Below are 13,719 nucleotides of genomic sequence, written 5' to 3'. Positions count from 1 at the left end.
CATGTCACTGCCGTTGTGGTTGCCCACAACGGCAGTGAATATCTCCCCAGGACCTTGGCGGCGCTGGCGGGCCAGACCCGGCAGCCGGATGCGGCAATCGGGGTTGATACCGGGTCATATGACAATTCCGCTGCCCTCCTTGAGCGCGCGCTTGGTCCGGGCAACGTCACCGGTGTCGGAGCCGGTAAAGCCGGAATGGGCTTTGCCGTCAGTGCCGGGCTCACCGCCCTGGCGCCGTGGAATCCGGAATCGCCGGACGCAGCCTCGGAGTGGATCTGGCTGCTGCACGATGACGCCGCGCCTGCACCTGAAGCCCTGGCCGAGCTGCTGTACGCCGTTGAACGCGCCCCGTCCGTCACCGTGGCCGGCTGCAAGCAGCTGGACTGGGACGCCAAACGCCGGCTCATCGACGTCGGCCTTTCGACGAGCCGCTGGGCAGAACGCCTCACCCTGATCGAGGCTGATGAGCTGGACCAGGGCCAGTACGACGGACGCTCTGACACCTTCGCCGTCAACTCTGCGGGCATGCTGGTGAGGCGCGATGTCTGGGAACTCCTCAAGGGGTTCGATCCCGCCCTACCCGGAACCGGGGACGACGTCGACTTCTGTTGGCGCAACCGCCTCGCCGGTAACCGCGTGGTGGTGGTGCCCAGCGCCAGGATGTTCCACGTGTCCCACCGGCCCCATGCCCTGGGCAACGGCGCCGCGGCGCGACGGGCACAGGTTCACCTCCGGCTCAAGCACGCACCCCTGTGGCTGGTCCCGGTGCATGCAGTCGCGGCAATCCTGGGCAGTATCTTCAAGCTGGTGTTCAGCATCGCCGTCAAGGACCCGGGCCATGGGTTTTCCCAACTCCTGGCGACCGCGGCGGCGCTCGGCCGGCCGGCGGCAATCTACCGGGGCCGGCGGAGTGCGGCACGAACGCGCCGGGTCCGGCGTTCAGTGGTCAGTGCCCTGCAGACTGACCGCCGGGAAGTCTGGAGCCACCGCCGCTCGCTGATGGAGGCCCTCGGCGCGGACGACACCCGGGCGGAGGAAAACGGCAATGACGCCCTGGCGGAACAGCCCAGCGGCGACTCGACAGATGACTTCGCTGCCCTCTCCACCAACGAACGGGGCTGGGTGGGCAATGGAGCACTCGCGGCAGTGATGATTGCGTGCGTCGCTTCCTTCGCGGGTCTGGCGGGGCTCTTCAGCGCCGACGCCGTGGCCGGGGGCGCACTCCTGCCGGTCTCCGCCAGCCTGGAGGATATTTGGCACCGGGCGTCCAACTGGTGGATAGGGCTGGGAGCAGGGCTTCCCGGCCATGGCGATCCGTTCGGCTATGTCCTCTGGGTCCTGGGCCTGCTGGGCGGCGGAAACGCCAACGGCGCTGTTGTCTGGCTGCTCCTCCTGGCCATGCCGCTCTCCGGCCTCGCCGCCTGGTTCGCCGCCGGGGCGCTGACGTCCCGCCGCAGGCTCCGGCTGGCAGCAGCACTCGTATGGGCAGGAGCGCCCGCCCTCCAGGTGGCGCTGAACCAGGGGCGCATCGGAGCACTCCTTGCCCACCTCATGATGCCCCTCCTCGTCCTGGCGCTGCTGCGTGCCACGGGGACGGCCCTCGGACGCGGACGTTTTGCCCTGCCCGCACTGCCTGAAGGGCGTTTCGCGGAGAAGCCTCCGGTGAAGCCGGGCGTCAACGGGACCCCGTCATGGACGGCGGCAGCCGCCGCCGGACTGGCGCTCGCCGTGGTCACCGCTGCGGCACCTGCGCTGCTGGTGCCGGCCGCCGTCGTTATCATCCTTGCCGGCTTCGCGCTCAGGCGGAGGGGGCGCACGCTGTGGTGGGCCCTCCTGCCGAGTGCCGCGCTTTTCATCCCCGTCGCCGTGTCGACGCTGGACCGTCCGCGGGCCCTGTTGGCGGATCCGGGGTTGCCCTTGGGCTTCGACGCCGCGCCGCTGTGGCAGCAGGTCCTGGGCCAGCCGCTCAGCTTTGACGTTGCCGGCGGGCTGTCCGGGCTGGCCGCCTTCGCGGCCGGCCCTGTGCCGTGGGCTCTGCTGCTCGCCCTTCTGGTCGGGGCTCCGGTGCTGGGGTTGGCCGCGGCTGCGCTGTTTCTTCCCTCCCGGCGTGCCCTCGTTGCCCGCGCCCTGTGGGTGGCCGCCTTCATCGCGCTCGCTGGCGGCTGGCTGGCCGGGCATGTGGCCACCGGCGCCAGCACCGAGGAGCTGGTCGCGCCATTCCCTGGCGCCGCGGTATCCGCCGCGATCTTCGCGCTTCTGGGCGCTGCACTGATCGGCGGCGAACGCCTGCTGGACCTCGCCTGGACTGCCGCTCCAAGCGCTGGGGCGCCATCGCGGAACAGGGGGCGTGCCCTTGCCCGTGTCACGGCCGCGCTTGCCACAGCTCTCCTGCTGGCAGGGCCTCTGGCCGGGCTCGCCGCCTGGACTGTCCAGAACGTTGTCCAGCCCGACGCGCAGGCCCCACAGAACACACAGAACCCGCAGGAATCGCCGGGTCTCGGTACCCCCCGAATGGTGGCTGCCACTGATCCGCGTACCTTGCCGGCCACAGCGATCGACCGGGGCGAGGGGCCGGAGCAGACGCGCACCCTGCTGATCAGCATCGGGGCGAACGAGACCTACTCTGCCTCGCTGATGAGGGGCGGGGGCACAACGCTTGATGCGCTCTCCACCATCGCCTCGGCCCGCGATATCCGTGGAGTCCCGGGTGAAGAATCCGTGCGCGAGGATGATCAGGTGACTGCCGCCCTGCGCACGACTGTCGCCACGGTGGTCGCCGCCCATGGCGTCGACCCGCGGCCCGAGCTGGAGCGGCTGGGCGTAGGATTCGTTGTCCTCCGGTCCACGGACACCGCGGCCCAGCTGACCGCAAGCCGGATGGACGCCGTTCCGGGTCTCGTCGCCGTTGGCCTGACAGACTCCGGCTGGCTCTGGCGTGTCAGTCCGCTGAACGACCAGGTCCTCCAGCCCGCCGACGTCGCACACCGCGCCCGCATCGTCGATGCCAAGGGCGACACCACCAACCTCCTTCCCTCCGGGCTGACGGGCGTGGACACTGACGTGCCGAAGGGGCCCGAGGGAAGGCTGCTCGTCCTCACAGAGCGCGCGGATTCGGGATGGACGGCCTGGTTGGACGGGCGAAAGCTGACGTCCACCACGTCCGGCTGGTCGCAGGCCTTTACGCTGCCTCCGCAGGCCGGCCACGTTACGGTCCGCTACGACAATCCGTGGGCCCTCTGGACCGGCATCGTCCAGGCAACTGTGATCGGCCTGACCGCCCTGCTGGCGCTTCCCATGCCCGCGCGGCGCCCCAACACGGGGCTGTCCAGGGATGAAGGCTCGCTGCGTAAGGAATACCAGAATGCATAAGGAAGAGAACGACGGCGGCACACCGGCGGCGCCGGCGTCCGCACCCGCGTTCCCCCCGGCATCCGCTGCCCGCAGGGGCGCACGGCCGAAAGCCGCAAAGAAGGCCGGGTCCACAGCGGTGAAGGGGTCCACAGCGGTGAACAGGGGCGGCGGGGATGCACGCCGCCGCGGAACTTTGACCGGTCTGCTGTCGGCGGCAGCGATCGTTGTCGCCGGGGGCGGGCTGGTAGCGGCGGCATCGTTCGCTCCGCAGCCGTCCGGCGGCCAGGAACTCGAGGTGCCGCTGGCATCCGTCCCGGCAGGCATGAGCCAAGACGTGTGCCCCGGCCCGGCGAAGCTGCTCGAAGGGACACCCGTGGGAACGGACCCGCAGTTCAGCCCCGAGTCCGCCACGGCCAGGAGCGCGGTCTCCGCAGCAGTAGTCGGCGCGGCCGGGGCTCTGCTTCCGGGCAGCAGGCTCTCAGCGCTGGACGGTTCCGAACTCGTGCGCATTGCTAAGGATCCGGGCACCGCATCGGCCCCTGCGGGCGCCTCAGCCCAACTGGCAGGCGTCGTCGCGCAACATGCGGTGAAGGACGTCAGCGTCCTGAGCGCCGACGCCCTTGGCAACCGGCAGGCAGCTGCGGCCGGAGTCATGAGCTACTCCGCAACGGACGGCGACCTGCAGGGCTCGGCCGCTGCAGCCTGCCAGGCACCGCTCAATGACCTTTGGCTGACAGGCGCCAACACGGCAGTTGGCCGCAGCAGCGTCCTGCATCTGACAAACGCTTCAACCACTCCCGCCACGGTCAATCTCGAACTGTTCGGCAAGGACGGCCAGATCCGGGCACCCGGCAGCCGCGGACTCCTGGTTGGCCCGGGAACAACACGCTCCATCGTGCTCGCGGGCCTTGCCCCCGGCCAGGAACGGCTGAGTATCCACGCCCGCAGCACCGGCGGCCCCGTGAGCGCATTCATCCAGCAGAGCGCGCTTCGTGGTCTTACTCCCGGGGGAGTTGACTTCATTGCCCCGGGAACGCCACCCTCGGCCCTCCAGGTCATGACCGGCGTGGACATCCAGGACGCTGACGGCCTGGCGGATCTCACCGGAACCCGGGGCTTCGGCGATGCCGCACCCTCCCTGCACATCACCGTCCCCGGTCCCGTGGACGCCGTGGTGGAAGTCAGGCTCTTCGGCCGCGGCGGGCAGAAGGCGCTGCCCCGCGGCGGTGTGGTCACGGCCAAGGCCGGCACCGTGACGGAGGTTCCGCTGACCGGAGTCCCCGCAGGGCAGTACACGGTCTCCGCAAGCGCTGATGTGACAATCGTGGCCGCTGCCCGCGTCACCCGTGGGCTGAAGGCCGCCGAAAGTACGGACTTCTCCTGGGCGCCGTCAACCGGCAGACTCGGCAGCCAGCACGTCGTTCCCGTCCCCGCCGAAGGTGAACGGTTCCTGGTGCTCGGGGCGCTTGCAGACCGTGCCACCATCTCGTACACACCCATCACGGCCGACGGAAAGGTCCGGCCGGCGGCCACCGCGGACATCGCTGGCGGAACCACCACGTCGCTGAAGGTGCCGGAGCAGATCGAAAAGTCGTCCGTGGTCGGATACGTGGTTTCGGCGGCCGGCGGCGCCGCCTACGGCACGGTGCTCCTTGAACGGGACGGCAGGAACGATGTCTCAACCGTCGCGATCACGCCGGGCGCAGAGGGGCAGCAAAAAGTCCCGGTAACGCTGGGGTACTAGGCCTGCGGCCCGGCGGCTGTCAGTAGCGCCGGCGGTAGACGGGGTCGAGGGTTTCCGGGGCCACGCCGAGCATCTCCGCAGTGTGTTCGACCACCACGTCATGCACCAGGTCCTGAAGTTCCTCCTTGACCGGGCAGCCCTGCTCGACCACGCGGCGGTACAGCGTGATCATCGGCCCCTCATCCTCCGTGGCGGGCGTGTAGCAGCCCATCGGCGGGGGCGAGCCGTCGGCTACCAGCTGCTCCAGGTTTGGCGGGATTTCATCCACCGCAAAACGCACGCCGTCGAGAGGCTTGCCCCAGATATCGTGGAGCCGCTGCGCGGAGTCCATGACGAGTTCGTCGAACCGGTCCGAGCGTGTCCGGTACGCGGGAAGCGAGGGCAACATGAGTTCCCCGCGAAGACCGCGTCCGTGGCGGTTGCGGCGTCGTTGTGCAAAGCTCCGCCTGGCGGCCGAGCCGGCGGCATCCTGGGGAGCCTCGGGGTCAGCCAACCGGACCGTAAAACCCGAATCTTGGTGCGATGACTGCATATACAGACTCTAGACCCGCCGGATCATTTGCGCGACATAATCCCCGCCGGGCCGCACCGCCGAATCCCGGGGTGCCGTCATTGTCGGAAATCCTGCGCCATCCGGAGTAGTCTGTGATGTCGTGGGTGCTATCCGTCAATGTTCCAGGTCAGCCTGCCGCCGGTCTGCGGTGGCCACTTTGACGTACGTCTACGCCGATTCAACGGCCGTGCTGGGACCGCTGGCCACGTATGCCGAGCCGCACTGCTACGACCTTTGCGAGCAGCATGCCGACTCGCTCACCGTTCCGCGGGGCTGGGAAGTCCTGCGCCTGGCCATGCCGTCCCAGCCTCAGCAACCCGGACCCGACGACCTTCTCGCCCTCGCCGACGCAGTCCGCGAGGCCGCCGCCCGGCCCGCAGCATCAGCAACGCAGCAGGGGCAGCGCGGATCCCATGCCGCGCTTGAGGCGCCGGCCGGAACCGAAGGCACACGCCGCGGGCACCTCCGAGTCCTGCGCGAGCCGTCCTGAGGCCAACTGGCGGTAGGCTGGAAGCTGCAAATCCGTCCGCCATGGCGCGCGTTCGCCCACCCAGGGAGCTTCCATCATGCCAAAGATCAGTCCTGAACTGCTGTCCGTCCTGAGGTGCCCTGTCACCGGCTCGGCCCTGACCCAGGAGGGCGAGGAACTGGTGACCACCGCCGCGGGGGCCGGCGGCGAAAAGCTGCGCTATGCGATCGAGGACGGAATTCCGCTGCTCCTTCCCCCTGAACTGCTGGCAGCCGCGAACGCCGCCCGGTCAGACCAGCACGATGCCCGTCTGGGCAGCCGGGAAACGTCCAGCGCGGAAACTTCCGGCCCGGCAACTCCGGACGCCTCAACAGCCTAGACCCCAGCCCGCACCGCAGAAGGCAAGACGCCGGATACAGCAAAGGACACCAATGACCCTCGATTACAAGGTTGCCGACATCTCCCTCGCGGAGGCCGGACGCCACCAGATCCGCCTCGCCGAGCACGAGATGCCGGGCCTCATGTCGCTCCGCAAGGAATTCGGCCCCAGCCAGCCGCTGAAGGGCGCACGCATCGCCGGCTCCCTGCACATGACGGTGCAGACTGCCGTGCTCATCGAAACCCTCACAGCCCTCGGCGCCGAGGTCCGCTGGGCGTCCTGCAACATCTTCTCCACGCAGGATGAAGCCGCGGCCGCCGTGGTGGTGGGCGCCGGAACGGTGGAAGACCCCCAGGGCGTTCCGGTCTTTGCCTGGAAGGGCCAAACCCTCGAGGAATACTGGTGGACGGCCGAGCAGATCCTGACGTGGCCGGGCGCGGACACCAATCCGGAGCTTGGCCCCAACATGATCCTCGACGACGGCGGCGACGCCACGCTGCTGGTGCACCGCGGCGTCGAATTTGAGGCTGCCGGCGCGGTTCCGGCTGCAGCGGAGAATGACCCCGAGGAACACGTCATCGTGCTGGACCTGCTGCGCCGGACGCTGGCGGAGGACCCAAAGAAGTGGACACGCCTCGCCGCCGGAATCCACGGCGTCAGCGAAGAGACCACCACGGGCGTGCACCGCCTCTACCAGTTGGCGGAACAGGGCAAGCTCCTCTTCCCGGCCATCAACGTCAACGACTCCGTGACCAAGAGCAAGTTCGACAACAAGTACGGGATCCGCCACTCCCTGCCGGACGGCCTCAACCGGGCCACTGACGTCCTCATCGGAGGAAAAGTGGCGGTGGTCTGCGGCTATGGAGACGTCGGGAAGGGTGCCGCCGAAGCGCTCCGCGGCCAGGGCGCCCGCGTGATCGTGACCGAAATCGATCCTATCTGTGCGCTGCAGGCGGCCATGGATGGCTACCAGGTGGCGAAACTTGAGTCCGTGCTCGCTCAGGGCGATATCTTCATCACCACCACGGGCAACAAGGACGTCATCATGGCCGAGCACATGGTCGGCATGAAGAACAAGGCCATCGTGGGCAACATCGGCCACTTCGACAACGAGATCGACATGGCCGGCCTCGCCCGCGTTCCGGGCATCCGCAAGGTCGAGATCAAGCCGCAGGTCCACGAATGGGTCTTCGAGGACGACGCTGCAGACGGCTCCAGCCCGCGGTCCATCATCGTGCTCTCCGAAGGCCGGCTGCTGAACCTTGGCAACGCCACGGGCCACCCGTCCTTCGTCATGAGCAACTCCTTCGCCAACCAGGTAATCGCCCAGATCGAACTGTTCACCAAGAAGGACCAGCCTGAGGGCGAGCGGGAGTACGACAACCAGGTCTACGTCCTGCCGAAGATCCTGGACGAGAAAGTGGCACGCCTGCACCTGGATGCCCTGGGTGTGGAACTGACCGAACTGTCCAAGGACCAGGCTGACTACCTCGACATGGATGTGGCGGGGCCGTACAAGCCGGAGCACTACCGGTACTAGGCCCGAACGCGGTACTAGGCTGGAACGCACGCCGGGAGCCCGGAAATTGGGCTCCCGGCGAGGCCCGCCCCGGGCCGTGCGGACCGGGGCGGCCGAGGCGTGCGATAAAATTGACTGGTCAGCGCTTCTGCTGGGCACACGGACGGACGCCTGTTGGCGGCCCGGCGGGGGACATGGAGAACCAGTCATGACGGAAAAGAGCAGCCGCAAGATCGGCAAGATCCTTGCGGTCGCGGCGATTTGCACGGCGGTTGCCGCCGGCGGATTCGGTGTTGCCACCGCGCCGGGATGGGCCAACTCCGCTCCGGAGTCCGAGGCCGCTACGCCCGTCCGCAACGAGCCCGGCCTCGCAGCCCCGGTGGTGAAGGCCGTGGAGCTGGGTGTGACACCCACCGACGGCGCAAAAGGCGTTAACCCCGCAGTGGCACCGTCCGTCAAGGCGGTCAACGGCAAGCTTAAGGACGTCATCCTGGCACCGGCGGCGGGCGGTGCGCCAGTCAAGGGCAGCATGAGCGCCGACGGCAGCACCTGGACAGCGCTGGATCCGCTCCTGTTCAACTCGGTCTACAACTACAGCTATACGATCGTTGACGAAGCTGGCCGCGAGACCAAGAAGGCGCAGACGTTCACCACCGTCGAAAGCGCCAACGAGGCCGACGCTGCTGTCTACCCTGAGAACGGCTCCACGGTCGGCTCCGGGCAGCCCATCGAGATCGTCTTCAGCGAACCCGTGGCTAACAAGGCAGCGGTGGAGAAAGCCGTAAAGATCTCAGTCTCCTCGAAACAGCCCGTGGCGTGGCACTGGTACACAGACCAGCGTGTGCGCATCCGTCCCGAGAAGTTCTGGGCCTCCAACAGCCAGGTCACTGTGGACATGAAGCTGTTTGGCGTCGATTTCGGCAACAGCATGATCGGCAATTTCAACGCCAAGGTGCAGTTCAAGGTAGGACCCCAGCGTCTGGCCGTGGTGGATGACACGACGAAGACCATGAAGGTCTATTTCGACGGCAAGCTCGTCAAGACCGCCCCCGTCACCCTGGGTGATGCCGAATGGCTCTCACCCACCGGCTACGCGGTGATCATGGAGCAGGAACGCCGCTCCAAGTTCAACGCCGGAAGCATCGGCCTCAAACCGGGGGACAAGGGATACTACCCGCCGCTCACGGTTGAGTATGCCAACAGGCTGACGTCCTCCGGTGTCTACGTTCACCAGGCCCTGCAGTCCGCCTGGGGCGCCGTGGGCAAGTACAACGTCTCTCACGGCTGTGTTGGCCTGCTGCCCGCCGATGCTGCCTGGTTCTTCAACAACATGAAGAGCGGGGACGTTGTGCAGACGCTGAACACAGGGGCGCCGCCGGTCGAACCGCTGGAGGGCTACGGCGACTGGAACATCCCCTGGGCGCAGTACGCCAAGCGGTAGCAGCCGCGCGCCATTTGCCGCAGATCAGTTGCCGCACACCGTAGCGTCCACGCTCTGGAACGCCGCAAGGGTTATAACGAAATAGCCGCATGATTCCGGCAGTGCGGGTTTCATCTCGCCGTGCCAGAGGAGCGGACGGTAGGCTCTTTAGGAGATATACAGCGCTGCCTGGCACCGGCCTGGAGCGCGGACGCCTACGGAAGTGAAGCTGCAGTGAACGACAATACTTCGATCCCGTCCAGACGGCTCGATCCGCAGCGGGAAGCCGACAAACCGGTGCTTGATCCTGCCCACGACTCCGATGAGCCGGCGTTCGAGTGGATGTCGGCTTCCCCCGCGACCAGGTTCGCGGAGGACGCCCCTTCCAACGGTGCCGCAGCCAACCGCTCAGCAGCGGATGACAGCGCAGCACACCAGGGTTCCGGCGCCGGGGAGCCGGCCGACGGCGAGCCTGCCGGCCAGGTCCAGGCCGGAAGCAGGGCCGACCGCAAGGCCGCCGAGGCTGCCGCCGCCGCTAACGGTCCATTGGACCTGCCGCCGGACGCCGACACGCCGCCATCCGGTGGCGCCCACTACAGTGAACAGCTCCCGACGTCGGCCCTTCAGATCCGCCCGCCGCGCGAGGACGTGGAACGCCGGAACGCGGAGCGCGAGCAGGCGGCGAACGCAAAGCCTGTATTGCCGCGCTTCATGCAGGTTGTACTCGCCGTTTTCTACCCCGTGGTCCTCCTGGTCCTGGCAGTGCGCGCCGTCACCAGCCCGCTCTTCCTCTGGATCGAGTACCACCGGCCGGGCTTCCCCGGTGACGGCTACGGCTTCAACTCCGACGACCGCATGACCTATGGATCCTACGCCGTGGACTACCTCAGCAACTGGTCAGGACCGCGGTACCTCGGCGAACTCGTCAACCGCAACGGGGAGAAACTCTTCCAGGACGGCGAAGTCAGCCACATGGCCGATGTCAAGCTTGTGATCCTGTCCGCCTTCGGCGCAGGCGCACTCCTGCTCCTGCTGAGCATCGCCGTCATCGTCTACCTGCGCCGCCGCAGCTCCGGCGGTGTCAGGCGCGGCCTGTTCGCCGGCTCCATCGTGACGCTCGCGTTTATCTCCGCGCTTGCCGGGCTGGCGCTGCTCGGCTGGGAACAGTTCTTTACCGAGTTCCACCGGATCTTCTTCGCCAGCGGTACGTGGACCTTTGCCTTGGAAGACACGCTCATCCGGTTGTTCCCGGGGCAGTTCTGGATCGACGCGGGCATTGCCATCGCAGCGCTTGTTCTGCTTACTGCGGTGGTCACCCTGATATTGACGTGGCCCACCCGGCGCCGCCGCGGCCTGCCGAAGCGGGCCAGGAAGTCCCGCACAGGCGGCGATGCCGAAGCGGAGTCCGGCGCCGAAGTCGGCGAGGACCGGTCCGTCCGGCTTTGAGCTGCTGCCGGGCCTCAGATCCAGGAAGGCATCCACATCCTGACACGCCAGTCCTGGTAGGGGATGATCTCTGCGGTCCACACCGGATGGAAGAACGCGGAGAGCAGCACAGCTCCCACAAGAAAGAGGACTATCCCGTACAGTCCTGACCGCCGGCGCCACAGCGGGTCTGTCCTGCGGCCCAGGACCAGGCCCAGGCCATACACGAGCGCCAGGATGAGGAACGGTTCGAAGGACACTGCGTAGAAGAAGAACATCGTGCGTTCCGGGTACAGGAACCATGGGAGGTAGCCGGAACCCACCGCAGCGAGTACGGCGCCTGCACGCCAGTCCCTGCGCCCCGCCCACCAAAACAGCAGCACCACCAGGGAGATCGTGGCTCCCCACCAGATCAGCGGGTTCCCCACGGACAGGATCGCCGAAGTGCAGCTGCTGACGTCGCAGCCGGCTGTGCCCTGCTTGGGGGATTCGTAGTAAAAGGATGTGGGCCTGCCCATCACCAGCCAGCTCCATGCGCTGGCCTCGTACGGGTGCTCAGAACTCAGCCCCTGATGGAACTTGTACGCCTCGAGGTGGTAGTGCGCCAATGACCGCACGGTGTCCGGCAGCCAGCCCCAGTCCACACTCGGATTCGTCGTAGCCCATTGACGGTAATAGGCATCCGTTGACCTGAACCATCCTGCCCAGGTGGCGACGTACGTCAGGGCCGCCACGGGGACGATGCTGAGAAACGCCACGATGCCGTCCTTGAGGATGCCGGCGCTGATCCAGCCACGGATGCCCGCGGTACGGCGTGCGCTTAGATCCCAAAACACTGTCAGAAGGCCAAAGCCGGCGACGAAGAAGAGCGCCGACCACTTGGTGCCGACGGCAAGGCCCAGGCAGACGCCTGCGAGGATGCGCCACCAGCGGACCCCCAGCCAAGGCCCGGACAGCAGCTGAAGATGGGACGGCTGGCCTGTTGGGGAATCGGCCGCGAGCCGTGCCAGCCGAACGGCCAGGCGGCGCCGGCCATCATCGCGGTCCATCAGCAGCGCACCGAACGCGGCCAGGATCCAGAACATGAGGAAGATGTCGAGCAGTGATGTCCGGGACATGACGAGGTGATGGCCGTCGACGGCGAGCAGGAGACCTGCCGCGGCACCCAGGATTAAGGAACCAAACAGCTTCTGGGCGATCAGGGCCACGAGGGCAATGGATATCGTGCCTGCCAGTGCCGCCGAAAACCTCCAGCCCAGAGGGTTGTCCGGACCGAAGAGCCACATGCCGCCGGCAATCATCCACTTGCCCACGGGCGGGTGGACTACATATTCGGGCGACGCCAGCAGCACCCCGGGATTTCCCGCGTTGAAGGAGTCGTTCGCTTTCTCGGGCCAGCTCCGCTCGTAGCCGCTGATGAGGTACGAGTAGGCGTTCTTGACGTAGTACGTTTCGTCGAAGACCAAACTCCCGGGCACCTCCAGGCGGGCAAAGCGCAGGATCCCGCCCACCAAAGCGGTCAGCGCCGGCACCAGCCAGAACCAAAGCCTGAGCGACGGCGGGTAGTCGCGCCAGCTCCGGATGCCCCCGATCAGGCGCCGTGTCAGTTCCCCGGCGGTGAAGGCTTCCGACGGGCGGCTGATCCAGCCGGCGCCCTCGAGGCCGCGGGCCCCGGGTTCGGCGGCGGAAGCCGGTGTACTGGCGGAACCGGCCGCATCAGGCCGAACGGAGGTCTGCGTCACGTGCCCATGCTACCTTTCGCAGTTGGGCGTCTCCTGCAGGGTTCCTCCGCCATTCACCTCCTGGCGCCCCCCTGCGGCCGAGTGCCCCGGTGACCGCCGGCGGCAGTAGGCTGGATGCGTGGACCATGAACCGAACAGCACGCAGACCGGCCCTTCCGAACAGGCGGCGGGTTCGGACGTTCCCGGAAACCGGCCCGGGAGGATCGTGCTGGCGGCCACGCCCATCGGCAACGTGGGCGACGCGTCTGCACGGCTGATCGAGCTGCTGGCCACGGCCGACATCGTGGCCGCCGAGGACACGAGGCGGCTGCATCGGCTCGTGCAAAGCCTGGAGGTCACTGTGGGCGGCCGGATCATCAGCTATCACGAGCACAATGAGGCCACCAAGACAGCCGAGCTGCTGGACCAGGTACGAGCGGGCAAGACCATCGTCATGGTCACGGACGCCGGCATGCCGGCGGTCTCCGATCCGGGGTTCAGGCTGGTCGAGGGAGCCGTAGCCGCGGGGCTCACGGTGACCGCCGTTCCCGGCCCGTCCGCTGTCCTGACCGCCCTGGCACTGTCCGGGCTCCCCACCGACCGCTTCTGCTTTGAGGGATTCCTTCCGCGCAAGGCCGGTGAACGCGCATCGCGGCTGGCTGATTTGGACGCCGAGCGCCGCACCATGGTGTTCTTCGAGGCGCCCCACCGTCTTGAGGCCATGCTGCGGGCGCTGCACGAACGGTTCGGACCGGACCGCAAGGCGGCCGTGTGCCGCGAACTGACAAAGACGTATGAGGAAGTCCTCCGCGGCACACTGCGGGAACTGTTGCAGTGGGCCGAGGCCAACGAAGTCCGTGGGGAGATCGCTGTGGTGGTGGGCGGCGCCCCCGAGAGGGCGCCCGGAACACCGGAGGATAACGTGGAGGCCGTCAACGCGCTTGTTTCGCAGGGACTGCGGCTGAAAGACGCAGTGGCGGCGGTGGCGGAAGAGGTCCGGGTCAGCAAGCGGGAGCTGTATGCCGCGGTGCTCGCGGCCCGCTGATCCACCGGGTTCCCGGGCTGTGCATTTGCACAGCAATATGGGCTGTGCGTAGTGCGCGGATGCGTAGACACTGGAGAGATGCGGGCAGTAGCG

General features: G+C 67.5%; 10 protein-coding genes. 8 read left to right on the top strand and 2 right to left on the bottom strand.

Translation table 11 applies throughout. The annotated features are described in order from the left end of the window. Positions 1-15 precede the first annotated feature (15 nt). Positions 16-3,369 (top strand): glycosyltransferase family 2 protein, encoded by a 3,354-nt coding sequence (locus AC6CH3_RS01260; protein WP_498130710.1) that lies wholly within the window; start codon positions 16-18, stop codon positions 3,367-3,369. Then, on the top strand, positions 3,362-5,095 hold the full coding sequence (locus AC6CH3_RS01255) for a DUF5719 family protein (protein WP_498130709.1): 1,734 nt from the start codon (positions 3,362-3,364) through the stop codon (positions 5,093-5,095). The genes AC6CH3_RS01260 and AC6CH3_RS01255 overlap by 8 nt, the downstream gene beginning before the upstream one ends. Positions 5,096-5,114: 19 nt before the next feature. Here the strand turns inward: AC6CH3_RS01255 and AC6CH3_RS01250 are convergent, their stop codons facing one another. Further along, the gene (locus tag AC6CH3_RS01250; RefSeq protein WP_498130708.1) at positions 5,115-5,627 is read right to left on the bottom strand and encodes a metallopeptidase family protein; all 513 of its coding nucleotides are present in this window, start codon (positions 5,625-5,627) and stop codon (positions 5,115-5,117) included. 121 nt (positions 5,628-5,748) lie between these two features. Here AC6CH3_RS01250 and AC6CH3_RS01245 point away from each other — a divergent pair, with 121 nt between their 5' ends. The 5 genes from AC6CH3_RS01245 (at position 5,749) to AC6CH3_RS01225 (ending at position 10,881) form a co-directional block, all read left to right on the top strand. Next, the gene (locus AC6CH3_RS01245; RefSeq protein WP_498130707.1) at positions 5,749-6,138 is read left to right on the top strand and encodes a DUF3499 domain-containing protein; all 390 of its coding nucleotides are present in this window, start codon (positions 5,749-5,751) and stop codon (positions 6,136-6,138) included. A gap of 76 nt (positions 6,139-6,214) precedes the next feature. Then, positions 6,215-6,496: a Trm112 family protein gene (locus AC6CH3_RS01240; RefSeq protein ID WP_498130706.1), complete on the top strand. Its 282-nt coding sequence runs from the start codon at positions 6,215-6,217 to the stop codon at positions 6,494-6,496. Between the two features lie 52 nt (positions 6,497-6,548). Further along, a complete protein-coding gene (gene ahcY / locus AC6CH3_RS01235; protein ID WP_498130705.1) occupies positions 6,549-8,036 on the top strand; it encodes an adenosylhomocysteinase in 1,488 nt (495 codons plus the stop codon). Between the two features lie 187 nt (positions 8,037-8,223). Further along, complete coding sequence (locus AC6CH3_RS01230) at positions 8,224-9,456, top strand: L,D-transpeptidase (RefSeq protein ID WP_498130704.1); 1,233 nt, start codon at positions 8,224-8,226, stop codon at positions 9,454-9,456. Positions 9,457-9,669: 213 nt separating this feature from the next. Next, positions 9,670-10,881: a TIGR01906 family membrane protein gene (locus AC6CH3_RS01225; RefSeq protein ID WP_498130703.1), complete on the top strand. Its 1,212-nt coding sequence runs from the start codon at positions 9,670-9,672 to the stop codon at positions 10,879-10,881. A gap of 14 nt (positions 10,882-10,895) precedes the next feature. Here the strand turns inward: AC6CH3_RS01225 and AC6CH3_RS01220 are convergent, their stop codons facing one another. After that, positions 10,896-12,602 (bottom strand): dolichyl-phosphate-mannose--protein mannosyltransferase, encoded by a 1,707-nt coding sequence (locus AC6CH3_RS01220; RefSeq protein ID WP_498130702.1) that lies wholly within the window; start codon positions 12,600-12,602, stop codon positions 10,896-10,898. 202 nt (positions 12,603-12,804) lie between these two features. Here AC6CH3_RS01220 and rsmI point away from each other — a divergent pair, with 202 nt between their 5' ends. Then, positions 12,805-13,626, top strand: a complete 822-nt coding sequence (gene rsmI / locus AC6CH3_RS01215; RefSeq protein ID WP_498130828.1) for a 16S rRNA (cytidine(1402)-2'-O)-methyltransferase — start codon at positions 12,805-12,807, stop codon at positions 13,624-13,626. The last annotated feature ends 93 nt before the right edge of the window (positions 13,627-13,719 follow it).

Source organism: Arthrobacter sp. GQ119 (assembly GCF_059759125.1).
The sequence above is the reverse complement of the archived record's forward strand: the minus strand, read 5'-3'. Positions and strand labels throughout refer to the sequence as shown.

Bases quoted from the DNA above. Each gene is read 5' to 3' on its own strand.
- AC6CH3_RS01255 (WP_498130709.1), top strand. From the start codon at position 3,362: ATGCATAAGGAAGAGAACGACGGCGGCACACCGGCGGCGCCGGCGTCC.
- AC6CH3_RS01250 (WP_498130708.1), bottom strand. From the start codon at position 5,627: ATGCAGTCATCGCACCAAGATTCGGGTTTTACGGTCCGGTTGGCTGAC.
- AC6CH3_RS01240 (WP_498130706.1), top strand. From the start codon at position 6,215: ATGCCAAAGATCAGTCCTGAACTGCTGTCCGTCCTGAGGTGCCCTGTC.
- ahcY (WP_498130705.1), top strand. From the start codon at position 6,549: ATGACCCTCGATTACAAGGTTGCCGACATCTCCCTCGCGGAGGCCGGA.
- AC6CH3_RS01230 (WP_498130704.1), top strand. From the start codon at position 8,224: ATGACGGAAAAGAGCAGCCGCAAGATCGGCAAGATCCTTGCGGTCGCG.